This window comes from Pseudomonas extremaustralis (assembly GCF_900102035.1).
In the GTDB taxonomy this organism is placed as follows: Bacteria; Pseudomonadota; Gammaproteobacteria; order Pseudomonadales; family Pseudomonadaceae; genus Aquipseudomonas; species Aquipseudomonas extremaustralis.
The window spans coordinates 3,529,863-3,548,095 of sequence record NZ_LT629689.1 but is presented as its reverse complement, the minus strand read 5'-3'; the positions used below and the strand labels follow the sequence as shown (position 1 = coordinate 3,548,095).

Sequence of the window (18,233 nt, the reverse complement as noted above, 5' to 3'; positions counted from 1 at the left end):
GGTTTACTGCTACGGCCCGCAGGCTTGGCCCCCTGAAATATGCCGCCGTCGCCATGGACGTGATCCACGGCGCACGCAACGGCGACGCAAAAGCCATCGGCATAGGGCTGAGCACCGCAGGGGCAGCCTTGGCCGGCGCTTCCGCCGGAGCCGCCATCGGTACGCTGATTTTCCCCGGCGTCGGCACTGCCGTCGGCGGCGCAATCGGAGGCTTGCTCGGTAGTGAGGCGGGCGCGTGGCTAGGCGACAAACTGTTCGGCTCAGCCGATCGCCTCCCCGCTCCTGGCGCCGTGAGCAAAGAGCTCAACAGCGCCCGGACGGACAACGCCCAAATCACGATTACCCCGAGTATTCAGATCACCGGGGTCAACCCGGCCGACGCTCAACAGGTCGTCAACCAGGTGATCAAGGCCCTGCAATTTCAGTGCATGCCGATGCTCACGGACAGTCTGGGCATCCGGCGCAACGCGGCCCTGGCCGACTCTGGAGGTGATTGATGCGACAACAAATGGTGTTGGGCGATTTTATATTCGGTCTGTCCCAGGGCTTTGCCTACTCCTCGTTGACCCGCAATAGCGATGGCGGCTGGGCAGACTTGGCGATTATCGCCAGCAAGCCCCAGTCGCGGCAGAACGGGCAGAAATCGGAAAAACTCACCTTCAGCGGAACGGCCATGTACGCCGAGGGTATGCAGCGGCTGGATGAACTACGCGCCTTGCAGAACCTGCGGCTACCGTTGCCTCTGGTCGACGGCATCGGCCGTAACTGGGGCCTTTGGCGGATCAATGCGGTGGCGGAAACCCAGAGCAGCGTGATTGATGACGGCACTGCCATGGTGGTTGCCTGGACCCTGGAACTCGAGGAGTTCGCCAATGCGTAGAGTGCGAAGTATCGCCGGTGATTCGGTGAACCTGCTGCTGTACCGCGAGTTGGATCGTTGCGATGACGCAGCGGAAGAAAACCTTTGGCGTTTGAACCCCACGCTTGCCGAGTACGGCCCGGTACTCCCGGCTTGCGTATGGGTGATCGTGCCCGAAATGCAATCGCACCCGACGGCGGTGCGCTCCGTTCTGGCGTGGGATTAAGGAGGCGGCATGGCACAGGGATTTACCCCCCATTGTCGAGTTTTACGGCGCCAACGCGGCGTTACTCAATCAGCGCATCATGCACTGGCGCCACACTGATGCGGCGGGCATCGAGTCTGATCGTCTGGAGCTGACCCGCAATATCGAGGGGCTTGAAGGCTTGCCCAGCATGAGCGGCAAGATCGGCTTGCGTGTCGGTTATAAAGAGTCGGGGTTGGTGGAAAAAGGCGAATTCGCGATCACCCAACGAACCCCCGTCCTGTTTCCCATGCGCTTGATGATTGTGGCGACGGCTGCCCCTTTCAGCATGGTGGACCCCAGCGGCTACCGCCAGCGTCGATCCGCCAGTTACGGGCCGACGACCCTGGGGGCGCTGTTTCGCCAGATAGTCGAGTGCCCCGGTTTTTCTGCGCGGGTGGCGCCCGCCCTGGAGGAGATTGCGATTGCCCCGGTAATCCGCTGCTGTCTGCCGAAGGGCTGTTGCGGCTGGACGAGACCTGGCCGTCGTACATGCAGGGGCGCTGGTCAATTACCAAAGTGGTGAATGTGGGCGATCCGGTGACGGGGTATCGCAGTTCGATCACGGCGGGTGGGTTGTCGACATAGGGTTTTTTCAGGATGAAACCGATGGTGATCACACTGCCTCAACTGACTCAAATCATGCCGGGAGCCAGCCTTAAGGCGGGTGTTTTTTTGCCCACTTTAAATCTGGCGTTTGCGCGCTACGGGATTAACAGCCCCCGGCGCGCTGCCGCCTTTCTCGCCCAAGTCGGCCACGAATCCGCCGAACTGCGCTACGTGCGCGAACTGGGCAGTGAGCAGTACTTGAGCAAATATGACACGGGTGTGTTGGCCGCTCGCTTGGGCAATACCGTCGAGGCCGATGGCGACGGTCAGAAGTACCGGGGCAGGGGCCTCATCCAGATCACCGGCCGTCGCAACTACCAGGCGTGCAGTCAGGCGCTGTTCGGTGATGAGCGGTTGTTGCAGCGGCCGGAACTGCTGGAGCAACCGCAATGGGCATGTGAGTCTGCCGCCTGGTTCTGGCAGTGCAATGGCCTCAATGAACTGGCCGACAAGGATCAGTTCAGCGTTATCACGCGGCGCATCAACGGTGGGCTGAATGGGCTGGAGGATCGCTTGCGGCTATGGGCGCGGGCGAAGGCGGCGCTATGCGTTGCCTAGGCGCATTCCGTGTCGTCGGTATTTGTCTGCTGATGGCGGCTATGAACGGCAGGCCCTGGAGCAGCAGCTCGGCGCCATCGATTTGCATGGCCGGTGGGCTCCTGTAGGGTAGGCAAATGCCCGCCCACTCCAGGAGACGACCGTGAAGGAAATCACCCAACTTGCCGCTGAACTGGGTCGCCGTCTACAGGTGCTCAATGCCCATGTCACCACCGCCGAATCCTGTACCGGCGGCGGTATCGCCGAAGCCATCACGCGCATACCGGGCAGTTCGGCCTGGTTCGAGGCAGGATATGTCACCTATTCCAATCGGCAGAAGACTCGCCAATTGAATGTCCCCGAAGAACTGTTCGGCAAAGTCGGAGCCGTCAGCCGTGAGGTGGTGGAGGCCATGGTCCGGGGCGCCCAGGAAAAAAGTCTGGCGCGTTTCGCCGTGGCGGTCAGCGGTGTAGCCGGCCCCGATGGCGGTTCGCCGGACAAGCCGGTGGGCACGGTATGGCTCGCGTTTGGCGTGGGTGACAAGGTCACGGCCGAGCGCCAGCACTTCTCCGGCAACCGCGACGAGGTCCGCCGACAAACGGTAACGGCCGCCCTAGAGGGCTTGTTGCGACGAGCTGCAGCAGAAATAGAAAATCAGGGGTAGGCGATCTCCGATCTTTGTGGAACAATACTGTCTACTTATACAGGTGTTGGCCGCCAGGCCTTATTGATTACGTGAGGACTTTAATGGACGACAACAAGAAGAAAGCCTTGGCTGCGGCCCTGGGTCAGATCGAACGTCAATTCGGCAAAGGTGCCGTAATGCGTATGGGCGATCACGACCGTCAGGCGATCCCGGCTATTTCCACTGGCTCTCTGGGTCTGGACATCGCGCTCGGCATTGGCGGCCTGCCAAAAGGCCGTATCGTTGAAATTTATTATTCACGCCCACAAAATCGGTTCATGTGTGTGAACGACTTGTTCACACTGGCCTCTAGGCCGGTCATAACACCAAAACCAGTTCAGGTATCAGCTTAGGCGAGGGCAAATGATGGAAGCCAACAAAAAGAAGGCGCTGGATGCGGCTTTGTCGCAAATCGAGAAGCAGTTCGGTAAAGGCGCAGTGATGCGTATGGGCGAAGAGCCAAGAGAACCTATTCCGGCTGTTTCAACTGGCTCTCTCGGACTTGATATTGCACTTGGTATTGGTGGAGTGCCAGAGGGGCGTATAATTGAAATTTATGGTCCGGAATCAAGCGGAAAGTCCACTTTGTGTTTGCAAATTGTCGCACAAGCACAAAAACTTGGAAAGGCCTGTGCATTTATAGATGCCGAACATGCGCTTGATCCACTGTATGCTGAAAAGCTTGGAGTTGATCTCGATAGCTTGTTGGTATCGCAACCGGATACGGGCGAGCAGGCATTGGAAATTACCGATATGCTCGTGCGATCCGGTTCTATCGGAGTCATTATCATCGACTCGGTAGCTGCATTGGTGCCGAAGGCTGAAATCGAAGGCGAAATGGGTGACTCGCACGTGGGCCTGCAAGCCCGCTTGATGTCTCAAGCGCTGCGCAAGCTGACTGCAAGTGTTAAACAGACCAATACCATCCTGGTCTTTATTAACCAGATCCGCATGAAGATCGGTGTGATGTTCGGCAACCCCGAAACTACAACTGGGGGAAATGCACTTAAGTTTTATTCCTCTGTGCGACTTGATATTCGCCGCACCGGTGCCGTTAAGGATGGCGATACCGTGATCGGCAGCGAAACCCGCGTTAAGGTCGTAAAAAACAAGGTGGCCCCACCGTTTAGGCAGGCAGAGTTCCAGATCATGTACGGTGCTGGAATCTACAAGATGGGCGAGCTTATCGATCTAGGTGTGCAAGAAAAACTGGTTGAAAAGTCAGGTGCTTGGTACAGCTACCAAGGCAACAAGATCGGCCAAGGTAAGGCAAACGCTGCGCAATGGTTGAAAGATAACGAGCAGGCCGCACAAGAGCTTGAGAAGCAGATCCGGGACAGGTTGCTTAGTGTCACTCCAGCAGCCAAACCAACTGCCAGCCCTATTTCTGAAGTTCCAGAAGTCGAATATTGATCGACGTTTAAGGCAGCACCATCTGGTGCTGCCTAGATAGTATGGGTGACCGCAAAAACTGAGTGCAACACCTGACCATTTCGGTACGGTGCTGCCCCTATGTCCTATTCCGAACTTAGCGTTGCAGTGCGCGCCACTATCCAAATCGGTCATGCCAAAGGCTTCAGTCAGAGAAGGATTGCCTGCGTGATCAACCGATCCCCCTCGACCATCAGCCGAGAGCTGCGTCGTAAACGCGAAGTTTGCGGCACCTACTCGGCCCACGGAGCCCAGCAGCAACAGATGCTGCGCCGGCGTCAAGCCTCCCTCCCCAGACGCAAATTGCTGCCCGGTAGTGAGCGCTTCGACCTGTTCGCTCATATGCTGCGTGAACGTTTGTCTCCCGAGCAGATTGCCGGCAAGCTGCGCAGCATGAACATACCCGACCTCAGAGATGCCTACGTCTGTCGCGAGACGATCTACAGCGCGATCTATCCCCTGCCCGCCGGTGAGCTGCGCAAGGAGCTGATCATCTGTCTGCGCCAAGGTAAGACGACACGCAGGCCGCGTTCTGGCGGTGTAGATCGGTGCGGCCAGATTCCCGAGATAGTCAGCATCCAAGTACGCCCGCCGGAGATCGAAGACCGCCTGATGCCGGGCCAGTGGGAGGGTGACCTGATCAAGGCCAACGCCAACGCCTCTGCGGTAGGTACCTTGGTGGGACGCACCAGTGGCTACCTGTTCTGATCAAGATGAACGACGCGACGGCCACCTCGGCGTTGGAAGGCTTCAGCCCGGCGCTCAATCGCATGCCGCTGGCGATGCACAAGAGCATGACCTACGACCAGGGCCGGGAGATGGCGAGACACGCGGAGATCACCCAGAAGACCGGCGTGGCGATCTGCTTCTTTGACCGCACAGCCCTTGGCAATGTGGCAGCAACGCGCCAGTACCTGCCCAAAGGAACGGACTTGTCGGTATACAGCCAAGAAGAGTTGGATGCCATCGCACTGCAATGCATGATGCTCCAGCTTCAATTCAATAACCGTGTTGCACTCAGCTTCTGCAACCGCCATGAGTATTGCAGGGAGGCACTATGCTAAAGCTAAAGAAAGGCTACACCGAGCGCGACTTCGGTAAGTATACTGAAAGCCTCGGTCATTACTTTTGCAATGCCCTCGTGTCTGCATACGAAATATTCTGGCCTGATAATAGCTCAACTGAAGTCTCTTATTTTTATCCCATCATTAAATTTTTGGACTTCTTGGCCGAAGATGGTTCGCAAGAAGAACTCAGGAATTTCTTGAAAACTGGTGAGATCTCAGACCCAGGCGAATCGTACATCGTTGTGCTTTTCCATAATCTGATGAGCGGCTATCGCAGTAATCTTGATAAGCTAGAGATTGAAAATCGAACAAAAAATAACTATGCGGCCGGCGTGCGTGCGTTCGTTCGCCATCTTGCAAATCGTGGTGTCGTGCCGCATGGCTTGAACATCAAAGGCTTCCAGTTTGAGCGTGGAATAGGCTCCACTCTGCTTGATGTGACCATTCATAAAGAGGTTGACATCCAAGCGCTGATTTCTCAGCATCAGGATACGTTGATTTCCGAGGGGCTTGATGATCTCGAAGGTATGGAAAGCCTCCTTTCAAATCTATTTAATGAGGCAGGTGCCTGTGCTTCGCTGGAAGATTCGTTTGATATTGTTGAGGCATCTACTCGCGTCTTAGATAGCCGCTTGGGAGCATTGAAAAGCGCCAGTGCGGATTTGGTCGTACAGCACTATAAATTGCTTCAGGACGCAAGGCGATGGGCGAGTAATCAAGGATATCAACGGAAGGCGAAAGGCTTGAGGGATATGTTTGAACAGCCTGCCGTTGGGGTAATTGGTGGTCAGGCGGCAAAAGTTATGGGTGCGGAATGCGCCATGATAATGGATGGCTGTGCTCTGCAAGTAATAGTTACTTACTGCCATATCTATCATGGCGGAATTTATCCTTTTGATAAGGATGCTTCCTACGCATTCTTGGCTAACCGCATACAAAAAAGCGGTATCTCCATATCCGATGTTCGAAGTGCTCTCGGTTATTCGCGTGAAGCTCGTGTGGCTGCGTTTGTATGGCTCTCGATCAATTACGCAATCAACCCCGATGCTTTATTAAATCTAGCAACGAACTGCCTCATTCCGATTGGCAATGATGGGCAGTATCAGTTTGTCTGGAATAAATTACGCAAAGGGGCTGAAAATCAGGAGTCAGTAGTTGTAAGCTCGCGCATAGATGGGGTGGCGCTTAGTTGCGATACCTTGACAGCCGTTGATGTTGTTGAATATCTGAGGGTATGCACTGAGAATATTCGCGACTTTGCGCGCGAAGAAGATCGCAATAGTTTGTTTATTGGGTTCTACAAAAACTATACAAAAGGAACTGGCGGTGAGCGAGTGCATGTGCCGTCAAAGCTCGCGCTTAACACAATCAATATGAGTTTTAAATCGCTCTGTCGAGAGGTCTCCGGGGAGCGCTGGTCGAGTACACTAAAAGCGCTGCGTGGCAGCGTTCTTTTGTTGACTGGCCTTGTAACCCGAGATGCCATGCAGGTAATGCAGGTCGGTCGTCATAGTGACTTGACGATGGCGGCGAAGTATACCCACCACCTGCCTGAAATACTGCGCCGTGAAAAAAAGGTTCGCGAATTTTTGGACTGGTTTGAAACAGTATTGACCGTCAATATTGATCAGTTTGCAGAGAAAGTCGGTATTGATCCCGAGGCTTATGATATACGCAAACAAAGGATTCTCAATCAGCAGTTCGGCGGCATACATTGCTCAGATCCCATGGCCGGCGTACAGCCTGGCACGATAGAGGGGAAAGTCTGTCATCGCATTGATAAGTGCGTAAGTTGCTCGAATCGCCGTAGTTTGTTTCTTGCCACAAAAGAAAATATCGCCAATGTTATCCACTGGCGCGAGGTGCTGGCAAAAGCCGAAGAGTGCTTAGGGGAAGAACAGTTTTCTAGGTGGAGTCTGTGGAAGTTGTTCGTGAGTTCAGTTCTCGACAGGCTCTACAGTGCGCGTGAACAACGCAGATTGCTTACTCAAGCAGAAGAGTATTGCAATAGCCATCAGAATCCCTACGTTGATGTTATCCCTGTTTTCGTCATCGAAGAGGCTAGTGTATGAGTGTCATTAACTTGAATGCGTACAGAAGTTTCTTCGATGATGAACGCGATCTAAATGATCTTGGCTCTTATTCCGCCTCTTGGTTTGTCGGTGCGTCGCGTTTTGCAGATAATCAATGGGTTGTCGAGGATAAAACAGGCCAACAGATTATCCGCTTTAATGTTGCCGTGGCACCGAATGAACTGCTTACGGATAATCAAGATCTCTGTTATGCGGTTAAGCTTTCGGCATACCTTGCGCGCGCTATTACTCATGACAGAAAGACAGGCGGCCTTTTGTCCGGTGTCTCCCAGTATAAATACGTCAATAACATTATTAACCACGTTCGCTGGCTCCGGCTCCAAGGTGTTAATCATCTTTCAAGTGTGAATGATGGAGTATTTGCGATTTATACACGGTCAATAGGGAAGCCGTTGTATGTACGTTTGAATCTTGAAGAGCGTCTACGTGGGGAACTTGTCGAGCTGCGGGGTGCTTCAGCCGATCTTGAGCGGTATGCGGTGGTATACGGAAATAAGATTCAGCCTGACTTCAATGTAACGATGCTTGCCAAGGCGCTTGGCGTCAGTGATCGGATTCTAAGCAATACCGACACACCATTGGTGGTGATGCTTACCAAGTTTCGCTATGAAAATGGTTTTTATATTGAACCAAAACTCAAACGCTATTTGTGTATTGACAGCGAGCAGAGTGCAACCCCTAGTTCGCAAGATACAATTCGTAAAGAGTTGACGTCTATTTCAAGGCTCTATCGTCAGTGCCAGATATTTAAAGACCTTTTTCCTGTTAGCCAGCGGATACCCAAGGATTTCTTTCAGAAAAATAATATCAAACCCCAAAAAATATCTAAGAATATGGGGCGGGCCGTCGTGCGCACGCGCGATATTCCGCAACCTATTTTCTTTGAGTTGATGGATCGGGCCATTCGCTGGGTTGTAGATTATGCCGAGCCGCTGATTGATCTTAAGTCTCAGGCGCGGGTGAAGTACGAAGAGTATGTTGATGACGTAGGGCGCGGCGGGAAAGAAGTGCATAAGGTGCACTATGCGTCGAAAAAAATGCGCTTGTGGCTTAGCAAACAACTTGAGTGGCTGGATGGACATCCGGGGAGTCCTTATCCCATAAGCGGGTTTGCAAAAGATACTTCTGCCAAAAAATTTGAATCGGTCTTGCCTGCTGAGCAAATTCAAAATTGTCACGCACTTCGTGCTCAAGGGTTGACATATCAGGAAATAGGCGAGCGTTTGGGTGTGAGTAAAGCAACAGCACATAAGCTTATTACTAAGGGGCGTGCTGTTAGCGGTGCATCGCTTAATAAATGTCTGCACCACTTACTCCCAACCGCCTGTTTGCTGGTTATCTATTGCTTTACGGCTCGGAGGGAATGCGAAGTCGAATCGCTTCAAGCAGGATGCTGTGTGGAGACGCCGAACGGCCCGGTTATCCGCATGTACTCTGCCAAGGTTTATCAAGAGCACAAGTATTTTCCGGTCACGAAGCTTGTTGCTAAAGCGGTTCGCGTGCTTGAAGCCCTGACTGAGCCGGTTCGCAATGAAGAAAACCAGTCGTTACTTACTTTTCCAACGCTCGGAGGTGGGGAGGTTAATTATTGGTCAAGCGGCAAAGTCAACGAATTCGCAGAGTACGTCGGCGTTCCAGATAATGAAGGAACCCCTTGGCAGTTTAGCGAGCACCAGTTCCGCCGCTTCTTCGCTATGATGTTTTTCTACAAGTTTGAGTCCGGTGATCTTGCAACGCTGTCCTGGCACTTGCGTCACACAGATTTTGAAATGACCGCCAAGTACATCACGGACAAAGACTTCCGCAGAGCTTTTGAAGAGATCAAAGCAGAACGCATTGTGTCATTTGCACAGTCTGCTGCTAATGAAAGAACTGAAGCGCTCTGCGGAAATATGCAGAAAGAACTGGGTGATTTTTTCAGTTCGTTTGATGCTGTTTCAGAGAGTCGCGCTGAAAAAATGATTGGGAAGGTTGAGGAAATTGGCTACATTCTTAACTTTGTGCCTGACGGTGCATGTTTCGGCCAGACGCCGACCTTGTTAGAGCGCAGTAAGTGCCTCATGGATGATGCTGTTCAAAAATCTTCGGCTTGCCGAGGGTCGTGTATTGGATGCCCTAATTTGCTGGGCTTTGAGACTGGCATCAGTGCGGAAGATGTCGGACTGGTTCTTGATCCTGCATCGTCACCGATGCTTAAAGCGTTTGCCGACAGGCAGGAGGCTCACAATGTCTAAACATGTTAGTGAAGTGAACCGGCAAAAGACAGAGCAGAAGATACAGCGCAAGCTCAGCGGTCTGAAGCAATACATCGAAAACGGGGTGGCCGATTTTCCAGTTCCGAAGAAATTCACCCTCAACTGGTTTGCTGCCTTGGCTTCTGAGCCCTACGAGAGCGTCTCTAAGGCCGGTGATCAACTTAGGACGGGCTCAGCCACTCACGAGCGTGTGATCTCGTCACTGGAGAGCGCACAGTCGGTTCTGGAGAATGGCAGGGCTGAGCAGGGAATTTGTCTCAAGTCAAAGCGAATTAGCGAGCTTGACGCGAAGGTAAAAAAATATGAAACGATAGTGCCTGGCTTGTCGCAAACCATCGTTGATTTGCTTGATCAGGTGCGTGAACTTGAGCAGCGCATTTCCTTGCAACAAGCCCAATGGGCAGACAAGCAATTCAGTGTCAGCAAGCTCAAGGGTGGCTCAAATGTTTGAGCTGTTGCCGACTAAAAATGGACAGCACATCGTTATTGATGGGTCGGGGGTGCTTCAGCGTCACGTAACGCATTATTTGCTTGATCTTGAAAGCGTTCAGTGTCATGAGAAATCCTATGTTCGTCAGATCGCATATCGACTCAAGGCGTGGTTGAACTGGCTTGGTGAACGCGATATTTACGATGTCACAGACAGGCTTTTGTGCAAGTATCGTGATGAGCTAAAGATCTCTGGCGACCTTGAAGCCAAAGCTATTAATTACCGAATTTCATCCGTCTGCGCCTTCTATTGGTATGCCGAAAACACGGGCTTGTGTCGTGGAGTGATCGGCTCTAACGACATGCTAAGCGGTCGCGTGTTTCGTATCGTCGTAAATCTGGCGACGCAAGGGAGTAGTGCAAACTATAAAATCCCTTTTTTGCTTGGAACTGTTCAGCAGGCAAGAAAGCGTATTCCGTCCGCAGACGAAATTGCAGCCCTGAAAGATGGCATTGCTGATAAAACTTTGGAATGCGGGCACCCGCTCGCCGAAGAAATCAATGTGCGCAATCAATTGATGCTTCGTTGGATGGCGGAGGCAGGACTGAGGCGCTTGGAGGTTGTATCCCTGCCTGTGAGTGCAATTCCACCCGAGGTCATGCCCGGAACCATGGTGAGGGTCACTTTGACCAAAGGCACAAAGTTTAGAAAGGTACGTGACATTGAAGTCGAGTCCTTGCTGCTTCAAGAGACCCTTGATTACATTGCGTATGAGCGCCCGGAAATAGTCCGAAAGTGCCATGCTGGCCATGATCCAGGCGTTGTGTTTGTAAGCACTCATAATGCAAACGGAGGAAGGTTTACTGCGCAAGCTATCACCGACCAGCTCGATTCTGTAGATAGTGAAATTTCGCCGCACGGGCTGCGGCGCTATGCGTTGACACGTTATGCTGCGTATCTGTATCGCATTCAGCTGTCGCTTTACAAAGCCGGCGAGATCGCCGAAATAGACAGGCGTAGCATCGAATTGCGGCTAACTCAGCAAGCGGGTCATGAGAAAATTTCGACAACATTCAGATGGTATGTCGATATGGCTATCGCAATGACTTTGTCTGATTCTGGGATAAGCTCGCTCGAAGAGAGTCGCATACTTCTGCAAACACAGCTTTCGATGATCACTTCCCAGATCGAAGCGGCGAGGTCGCTCGCAAAAGAAGTGTAAATTTCGCTCCGGAGGTGGGACTTGGAACCAGATGTTTACACACTTCACGAGGACATCATGCGTCTCAGTGCGACCCATCCCAGTATCCCTTGGAGATCACCGTGTCCCGTCACGGCTCGTGTTGACACCATGCAGGTAAGCGCGGGACAGCCCATAGTTGAATGTCTCGTAGCCCAGATCGGTCTGCACACAACCGCTGCACGAGCACCCTGAATCCGTACATACGTAAGCGCTCCATAAACCCCACCTCACCCTGGTGGGATTTATGGAGCACTTACAGTGGATCGAAGTGATGGAGCGGTTGATCAGGGGTTCCGATTTTGGCTGTTCGTTCTCCATTCGATACACTGTCCCTCTGGGCCGTGGGATTTGTTGACGGGAAACCGTCTCCCCCCACGGACAATTTAGGAGAGTTGCCGTGACCATGGTTCATGAGCGCACCCGTAGTGTGGTGCAGACAAGAGACTTCTTGCGCGACTTATCCAGGGATTCATCCCTGCCTGAATCCATACGCCTCCAGGCTGAACGCCTTCTACGACATTACCCGAAAGCAGCTGATATCTGGCTCGCAGGCAGGCTTGAAGAGCGGCGGAGAGAGGAATTGTCCCTGTTGGCGGACAAGCATGGGCCTCTACATCCGGCATTGGGCTGCTGGTTAGCAGCTGACCCGCTGTTCTGTGATGAAAGCTCTAACTCGAGCTCAACCACGGAGATAGATTGATTTCTATCTCAAGCAGAAGGCCCTGCTAAGCGACCTGTAGGCTCCAATTCTTTGCCTTTTTCCAGTGCTACTCTGAGGAACCTGCGTTCATTTTCTGAAATGCCGCCGGCCAGCCTTCGAGCTTCTGCCTCTAACTGGGCAACGATCAATGCTTTGGGTTGGCGTTTAGAGGATTTCATGGAAACCAATGGCAGGTTTGTGGCTGATGGCTTGCTTGATGCTAGCAGCTGGTTCGGGAACCCAATAGCGTTGTTTCAGCGCTCAGCTGTTTCCGGTGCCCTGATTTCAGGGTTTTTCGAGCGTTTGGCACACGCCGATGGCCAGGGAGACCACGGAAATCGGGGCGTTCACTAATTATCGGTGGCATTTCAGGTCGGCAGCGCTCACCAAATTCCGGTCAACGCTCACAAGACTACGGCCAGCGGCAACCCAGGCTTTTACTGTTCGTGCGTATTGCCTGGTGGAGAGATGATCCGAACCGTGTAATCGGCTCGGAAACAAGAAGTCCTCGATGTGGCCGGATCTTTCGACCCTTGAGTCCGTCTATGGACGATATTGTCAGAACCTAACAGGCAGCTTCGGGTCGGCTGCTGCGGCGATTTTCAAGGTAGTTGTCGTGTGAGCGTGTCACGCTGCCTTTGATGTTTGCGGCAGTACTGCCTCCTGTTCCGGATTGGCGCAGCAAAAGACTTGATTCGAATTCGGAGGAAACATGGGTATTTCGTATTACCTTGCATGTTTGGAGACCCGGCAATATGTCTGGGTTGGCAGGCTTGACCCACAGGGGGAGGTGCCGGTGGCGGACGTCGAAGGCTCCATCGCCATGTTCGCGCTGGAGAATCGGAACAAACCGTTGATCGTCGTGAGCGAAAGCCATCCGATCCTCGAAGAGGGAATGGAGTGGTCGCCGCCGGCAACGCAAGAAACGTGCAGGGGACAACCATGACAAACCAATGCCAACCGCATCTCCAGACACTCGTCGCGCTTCAAATCATGGCACAGGTCGTCGATGGACAGCTTGAAGTGTTGGCACTGATGGGAAATTGACCCAGTCGGATTGCTGATTTCTGCATCAGCAACTGTGGATAAGTTTATCAGCGCAGCTGCTTTTGAATCCTCCCTTCGATAGCCCAGTTCAGTTGTCGAAGACCTGCCACATCCACCGCTGGCATGGCGCACCAGACCATGCTTGAGCTGACGCAGCGGGGCTGGCAAATTGGCAAAAGGCGCTCCGTTGCGCAGTGCCCCCGGTTACCCTCTTTAATACGAACACGAGGACTGCCCGATGACAGAGACCCATAAAGACACCATTTGCGATGTATGCGCTACCAGTACGAGGGTGCCGGGATACGGCGAGCAGTTCGGGACGCTCCAGGCGCTCTGGGGCTATGGCGCAGGGCATGATGGCGAACGTTATCGAGTCAATCTATGCGAAAGTTGCTTTTTCGCGGCACTAGCGTTTTTGAAGCAGGAGCGCCGCACGCAGAATCTGTTCAGCGATGAGCAGCCCTGCGAGGAGCGCCCATTCGGACTAGTCGCCCGTGATGACTACTTTGGCGACTCGTAGCCATATCGCAGAGATGAGGTTATTGGCTCGCCAGCATCGAACTCAGGCCATGTCAGCACGACTCCTCGCTACAATGGCGTCACCCGCAATCGTCTAGGGATCTAGCTTGACTGACACAAAACTCACTGAAGTCGAGATGCGGCGCGCACTTGGCCTAGACCTCGCGCCTTCGAAATCGAAGCAGCCAATACCCAAACAGCACTCCACCTTCACACTCGTTGAATTGAGCGTGCGCAAGAACGGTGGCTCGCCGTTCCGCTTCGAGCACCGCTCCCGCTCCATCAGTACACTCGCTGCCCAACTCGAGGCCGAGAAAGCAGCACGGGAGAAAGGGTATGAGGTCTGGGTCGTGTTGGATATCAGGCAGGTTTCATCATAGAGCCGCAACAGCCGCCAGTCAGTCCAGCCTCGCTGACTGCTCTGGTGCAATGAACGCTTGAATCAACTAAAGCGAATCAGTTCGCACTCAGGCAGCTCTTGGCCGGTATCTGTCTCTTCCAGGGTAGGCCGCCTCAAGCGCTTACGTTACCGTCCATAATTGATCGATCCGCGTCGTATAGCTCGGGCTCATCATCTCCCGTCGCATGCCCCAGTCCGGTTTTGCCGGCACCCCCGCAGGCCGCATGGTTCCCCGTCCCCATCGTGCATTGATCGCATCCATCACGCCCATCACCCGCTCGGCAGTCACTGGCGGTGTCGCGACGAACAGGTCGTCGGTGAACTCGCCACGCTGGCGCAGATCGAGCAACAGGATCTCCGCCTTGCTGAAGGCAAAACCGGCCCGGTAGATCAGTTTCAGCCCCTCGGTGGCGGCCTTGGATATCAGCCGGGTATCGTCGGTCGGGTAGGGCAACTCGCAGATAATGCCCCTGGCGAACTTCGGCTCGTCCGGGTTGAACATGCCGGTGCGGATGCTGACCCGTACCTTCTTGCACAGGGAGCGCTGCGCGCGCAGCTTTTCACAAGCCCGCGCCGCATAGGTGGCCACCGCTTCGCGGATCGGTGACAGCTCATGCAAGCGTTTGCCAAACATCCGGCTGCAGCAGATCTCTTGCTTCGGCGGTACTTGCTCCTCGAGCGCCAGGCAGGATGTGCCGCGCAGCTCACGGGCCGTCTTCTCCACCACCACCGAGAACTTGCTGCGCAGTGTCCAGGCGTCGGCCTGGGCAAGATCCCAGGCCGTACGAATGTTCATGTCGGCCAGGTGGGCGGTCATCTGCCGGCCGATACCCCAGACCTCGCTGACATCCATCACCTTCAGCAGCTTGTCGCGCTTTTCGGGCTGGCGGATATCCACGACCCCACCGGTCTGCCGCTGCCATAGCTTCGACGCACGATTGGCCAGCTTGGCCAAGGTTTTGGTCTGGGCAATGCCCACCCCCACCGGGATACCAGTGCAGCGCAGCACCCGTGCACGCATCTCCCGCCCTAGCGCCTCCAAGCTGCCGGGCATACCAGTCAGGTCGGCAAACGCTTCATCGATGCTGTACACCTCCAGCACCGGAGCCATCCCCTCAAGGATGGTCATCACCCGCTGACTCATATCGCCGTAAAGCGCGTAGTTGCTGGAGAACTCCAAAATGCCGTGCTGCCGCAGCTTTTGTCTGATCTGAAAATACGGCTCGCCCATCTTGATACCTAGCGTCTTAGCCTCGGCCGAGCGGGCAATCACGCAGCCATCGTTGTTCGACAACACGACAATAGGTGTACGCAGCAAATCTGGGCGGAACACCCGCTCGCAAGCGGCGTAAAACGAGTTGCAGTCGATCAGGGCAATCGCCGACTCAGCCTGGGGCATGGCAGTGCACGCTGTGAGTGACCACGCCCCAGATCAGTAGCTCATCCCCTTCGAGTACGTAGCGCGGCGCGTAGGCTTCGTTCTCGGCCCGCAGAATGATCTGTTCGCCTTCCTTGGCCAAGCGCTTGACCAACGTATCGCCGTTGAGCGCGGCGATGACGATTAGTCCAGGCCGCCCCTCCATCGCTTTATTGACGATCGCCAGGTCGCCATCGAACAGCCCCGCGTCGATCATGCTGTCGCCGCTGATGCGCACCAGGTACATATGCGGTGCGCGGAGGTCGAGCAGCTCGTCGAGGGATATCTCGGCTTCGATGTGATCCTGCGCCGGAGAGGGAAACCCGGCCGGAACGCGGAAGGAATAGAAAGGTAGGGTCACACAGCTGCTGCTCAGTGGCCCGAGAATCGTGCAGGACATGGTGCATCTGTAATAAAACTGTATACATATACAGTACAGTACAGAACAAACCAGCCAGCCTACAATCAAATTGATCAAGACGATGACGAGCGGACGGTCATGTGCGGACGATTTGCCCAGTATCAGGGGATGGCGGATTACCTCCGCGAGCTGAACAGCGAGCAGGAAGTGATCGGCGGCTACGACAACCTGCCGATCGAACGCTACAACGTGGCGCCACAGACCAACGTGCAGTTGCTGCACGCGGAGGGAGGCGGCCTGACGATCGCCGCGGTGAGATGGGGGTGGGCACCGCACTGGGCGAAGAAGGGGAAGATGCCGGCACCGATCAATGCCCGTGTCGAGACGGTGGCGAGCGGCAAATTCTTCAAGTAGATATGGCCGCACCGCGCGTTGGTCGCCGCTGACGGCTGGTATGAGTGGGTGAAGGACGAGACCGATCCGAACAACAAGCACAAGCAGCCCTACTTCATCCACCTACGCAGCGGCGAGCCGATGTTCTTCGCCGCCATCGGCCAACTCCCCCACGCCGGCAGCGATGTTCGCGAGGATGATGGGTTCGTGATCATCACCGCCGACGCCCAGGGCGGCATGCTGGATATCCACGATCGCAGGCCAGTGGTGCTACCAGTAGACTTGGCCCGAGAGTGGATAGACCCGAACACAACTTCGCAGCGGGCCGAGCAGATAGTGCAGGACCTGGGCCTGCAGTCCGAGGCATTCGAGTGGTACCAGGTCAGCAAGGCGGTGGGTAACGTGAAAAACACCGGGGCAGCGTTGATTGCCCCCCTTGACTCCAGGGAACCACCCGACCGGCGTTGATCGGCCAGAGACAACCTGAACCAGTCAGCAGCGACCGGCGGGAAGCGGCCAGGAGCGACCGGTCATGAAGGTCTGCTTGCGGACAATAGTCGACGGTGGACACGATGCCCATCGCGCCGTAAGGTGCCCGAAAACCATGTCGCTTTTGTTCCTCAACAATGTCGCGTTTTCAGCTCGGGTCTCAGCCGAATCAAGGGTTACGTATGAACATGGAACGTCATCCGACAGCAACATCGCCTAATGCCTAATGGTAGTCAGGCCTCATTAGATCGGCGCTTCTCATGACAGAACGCACACGCTATCTCACGGAAGGTGTACGCAAATTCAGTCCTCTGTTGCAGGCCTTTGAGGCCGGCTACACCATTGAAGAAGTTCGAGCAGCGGTTCTCGAAGCTCTGCAACCAGAGTTTCGAAACACAGTAGTGCTGGATCGATACGGAATTGACCTTCTGACTGTCGAAGCCACAAACGTATCGAAACTCAAACAGACCCCCAGCTCATACGAACTATTTCGGTCTTGCATGAGTGTGCGGTCTTCCCTGCTTGACGAAGACCATGATCGCTGCGCTCAAGTCTGCTCAAATTGGGAGCAGGAAATTGCGGCAGGACTTCGGTTTTACTGGAACTCGGCCCGACTGGAAGTCAACAAGGACGACCTTCCAATCGATGAGTTCGCGTATGAGGCGTTCCGCAACATCGGAAGCCTTCTTGAAGCGACCATGTTGCCCTACCTTCGCGAACTTCTTCACCTTCACGAATCGCGCAACGGCAGTCAATCGGTCAAAGTCGACATTCTTGCCCTCCACTTTGGCGCTGTCGTTAACCGCTTAGAGCACGTGTTGGGTGCCAACGCGCTACGTCCACAGCCCTGGAACATTCCGCTGAATCAATGGCGGAACATCGCGCAGCATTTTTCTATTGAGAGCAGCGCCGCAATCATTACTTGTAGATACGGCCAAGGGAACAGTCGCACGATTCAGTTCACACGCGCCGACCTATGGAAGGCCCTTTTCTCCATCTTATCCATGCTGCTCGCCATACGAACGTCGCACACGATCTTCTTCATGGATCATGGCAATATCTTGGCAAGCCACTGCAAAGGTTTTGGCCGCAAGGACAGTGACCTGCAATTTCAGTTCGTGGTCGGCGCTGCCTCGCAAGGCTTCGAGGTGGCCTCCCTTTCAGTATCACCTGATCTCTCGATAGCAGTCTTCAAAGACTGCACGACCGGGGAGCCGACGCCGCGAGGCATTCACGCGTCGCAGTTTGTCCTTGGCCTATGGCAGGCGACAAAGTCCGTAAAGGTACAGATTGACTACATTACTAAGTCGGGAGTACGTCATCTTCGCGCCAGTACGCTCGGTAGCAACTGCGCGTTTGTTGACTCCGGCGAAAGAGAAATGGAGTACTTGGCTCAAGTTGTTGATCTTACATTGGCACCCTGCGATGAGGCCTAACTCTTCCAACGAGAGCCC

At 54.4% G+C, this 18,233-nt stretch carries 17 protein-coding genes and 5 pseudogenes; 19 read left to right on the top strand and 3 right to left on the bottom strand.

The genetic code is table 11. The features are described from left to right. Positions 1-5: 5 nt before the first annotated feature. The 14 genes and pseudogenes from BLR63_RS16330 to BLR63_RS32200 form a co-directional block, all read left to right on the top strand. Positions 6-497: pseudogene (locus BLR63_RS16330) on the top strand (hypothetical protein); the annotation flags it as partial. Then, on the top strand, positions 497-880 hold the full coding sequence (locus tag BLR63_RS16325) for a phage tail protein (protein WP_010567783.1): 384 nt from the start codon (positions 497-499) through the stop codon (positions 878-880). The pseudogene BLR63_RS16330 and the gene BLR63_RS16325, both read left to right, overlap by 1 nt. Continuing rightward, entirely contained in the window at positions 873-1,085 is a 213-nt protein-coding gene (locus BLR63_RS16320) for a tail protein X (protein WP_010567782.1), read from the top strand. Before BLR63_RS16325 ends, BLR63_RS16320 begins: the two co-directional genes overlap by 8 nt. A gap of 9 nt (positions 1,086-1,094) precedes the next feature. Further along, positions 1,095-1,691: pseudogene (locus BLR63_RS16315) on the top strand (hypothetical protein). Positions 1,692-1,712: 21 nt separating this feature from the next. Beyond that, positions 1,713-2,270, top strand: coding sequence for a glycoside hydrolase family 19 protein (locus tag BLR63_RS16310; protein WP_010567780.1), 558 nt, complete (start codon positions 1,713-1,715; stop codon positions 2,268-2,270). Positions 2,271-2,412: 142 nt separating this feature from the next. Continuing rightward, a complete protein-coding gene (locus tag BLR63_RS16305; RefSeq protein ID WP_010567779.1) occupies positions 2,413-2,913 on the top strand; it encodes a CinA family protein in 501 nt (166 codons plus the stop codon). 83 nt (positions 2,914-2,996) lie between these two features. Continuing rightward, positions 2,997-3,287, top strand: coding sequence for a recombinase A (locus BLR63_RS16300; protein WP_010567778.1), 291 nt, complete (start codon positions 2,997-2,999; stop codon positions 3,285-3,287). Between the two features lie 13 nt (positions 3,288-3,300). Further along, positions 3,301-4,347: a recombinase RecA gene (gene recA / locus BLR63_RS16295; RefSeq protein WP_010567777.1), complete on the top strand. Its 1,047-nt coding sequence runs from the start codon at positions 3,301-3,303 to the stop codon at positions 4,345-4,347. Between the two features lie 99 nt (positions 4,348-4,446). Beyond that, a pseudogene (locus BLR63_RS16290) lies at positions 4,447-5,351 on the top strand (IS30 family transposase); the annotation flags it as partial. A 71-nt stretch (positions 5,352-5,422) separates the two neighbouring features. Beyond that, positions 5,423-7,504 carry a hypothetical protein gene (locus tag BLR63_RS16285; RefSeq protein WP_010567776.1) on the top strand — a complete coding sequence of 694 codons (2,082 nt, stop codon included), beginning with the start codon at positions 5,423-5,425 and terminating at the stop codon, positions 7,502-7,504. Further along, positions 7,501-9,759: a helix-turn-helix domain-containing protein gene (locus BLR63_RS31645; protein WP_170245521.1), complete on the top strand. Its 2,259-nt coding sequence runs from the start codon at positions 7,501-7,503 to the stop codon at positions 9,757-9,759. Before BLR63_RS16285 ends, BLR63_RS31645 begins: the two co-directional genes overlap by 4 nt. Beyond that, positions 9,752-10,231 carry a hypothetical protein gene (locus BLR63_RS16265; protein WP_010567772.1) on the top strand — a complete coding sequence of 160 codons (480 nt, stop codon included), beginning with the start codon at positions 9,752-9,754 and terminating at the stop codon, positions 10,229-10,231. The genes BLR63_RS31645 and BLR63_RS16265 overlap by 8 nt, the downstream gene beginning before the upstream one ends. Next, complete coding sequence (locus tag BLR63_RS16260; RefSeq protein WP_010567771.1) at positions 10,224-11,432, top strand: tyrosine-type recombinase/integrase; 1,209 nt, start codon at positions 10,224-10,226, stop codon at positions 11,430-11,432. Before BLR63_RS16265 ends, BLR63_RS16260 begins: the two co-directional genes overlap by 8 nt. 424 nt (positions 11,433-11,856) lie before the next feature. After that, positions 11,857-12,153, top strand: coding sequence for a BPSL0761 family protein (locus tag BLR63_RS32200; RefSeq protein WP_081480409.1), 297 nt, complete (start codon positions 11,857-11,859; stop codon positions 12,151-12,153). 420 nt (positions 12,154-12,573) lie between these two features. On the opposite strand, the pseudogene BLR63_RS31900 reads toward BLR63_RS32200, so the two are convergent. After that, positions 12,574-12,663, bottom strand: a pseudogene (locus BLR63_RS31900) (tyrosine-type recombinase/integrase); the annotation flags it as partial. 202 nt (positions 12,664-12,865) lie between these two features. On the opposite strand from BLR63_RS31900, the gene BLR63_RS16250 reads away from it, so the two are divergent. The 3 genes from BLR63_RS16250 to BLR63_RS16240 all read left to right on the top strand — a co-directional run bounded on the left by BLR63_RS16250 (position 12,866) and on the right by BLR63_RS16240 (position 14,099). Continuing rightward, positions 12,866-13,099 (top strand): hypothetical protein, encoded by a 234-nt coding sequence (locus tag BLR63_RS16250; RefSeq protein ID WP_010567770.1) that lies wholly within the window; start codon positions 12,866-12,868, stop codon positions 13,097-13,099. 339 nt (positions 13,100-13,438) lie between these two features. After that, a complete protein-coding gene (locus BLR63_RS16245) occupies positions 13,439-13,720 on the top strand; it encodes a hypothetical protein (RefSeq protein ID WP_010567769.1) in 282 nt (93 codons plus the stop codon). A gap of 106 nt (positions 13,721-13,826) precedes the next feature. Then, positions 13,827-14,099 carry a hypothetical protein gene (locus BLR63_RS16240; RefSeq protein ID WP_010567768.1) on the top strand — a complete coding sequence of 91 codons (273 nt, stop codon included), beginning with the start codon at positions 13,827-13,829 and terminating at the stop codon, positions 14,097-14,099. A 141-nt stretch (positions 14,100-14,240) separates the two neighbouring features. Here BLR63_RS16240 and BLR63_RS16235 read toward each other — a convergent pair whose 3' ends face one another. Together BLR63_RS16235 and BLR63_RS16230 are read right to left on the bottom strand one after the other, a co-directional pair. Beyond that, positions 14,241-15,518, bottom strand: a complete 1,278-nt coding sequence (locus tag BLR63_RS16235) for a Y-family DNA polymerase (RefSeq protein ID WP_010567767.1) — start codon at positions 15,516-15,518, stop codon at positions 14,241-14,243. After that, on the bottom strand, positions 15,505-15,936 hold the full coding sequence (locus BLR63_RS16230) for a LexA family protein (RefSeq protein WP_042947787.1): 432 nt from the start codon (positions 15,934-15,936) through the stop codon (positions 15,505-15,507). Before BLR63_RS16230 ends, BLR63_RS16235 begins: the two co-directional genes overlap by 14 nt. Positions 15,937-16,035: 99 nt before the next feature. Between BLR63_RS16230 and BLR63_RS16225 the strand changes: the two are divergent. Both BLR63_RS16225 and BLR63_RS16220 read left to right on the top strand, forming a co-directional pair. Next, positions 16,036-16,758 (top strand): annotated as a pseudogene (locus tag BLR63_RS16225) (SOS response-associated peptidase family protein). A gap of 281 nt (positions 16,759-17,039) precedes the next feature. Next, positions 17,040-18,215, top strand: coding sequence for a hypothetical protein (locus BLR63_RS16220; RefSeq protein WP_042947785.1), 1,176 nt, complete (start codon positions 17,040-17,042; stop codon positions 18,213-18,215). The last annotated feature ends 18 nt before the right edge of the window (positions 18,216-18,233 follow it).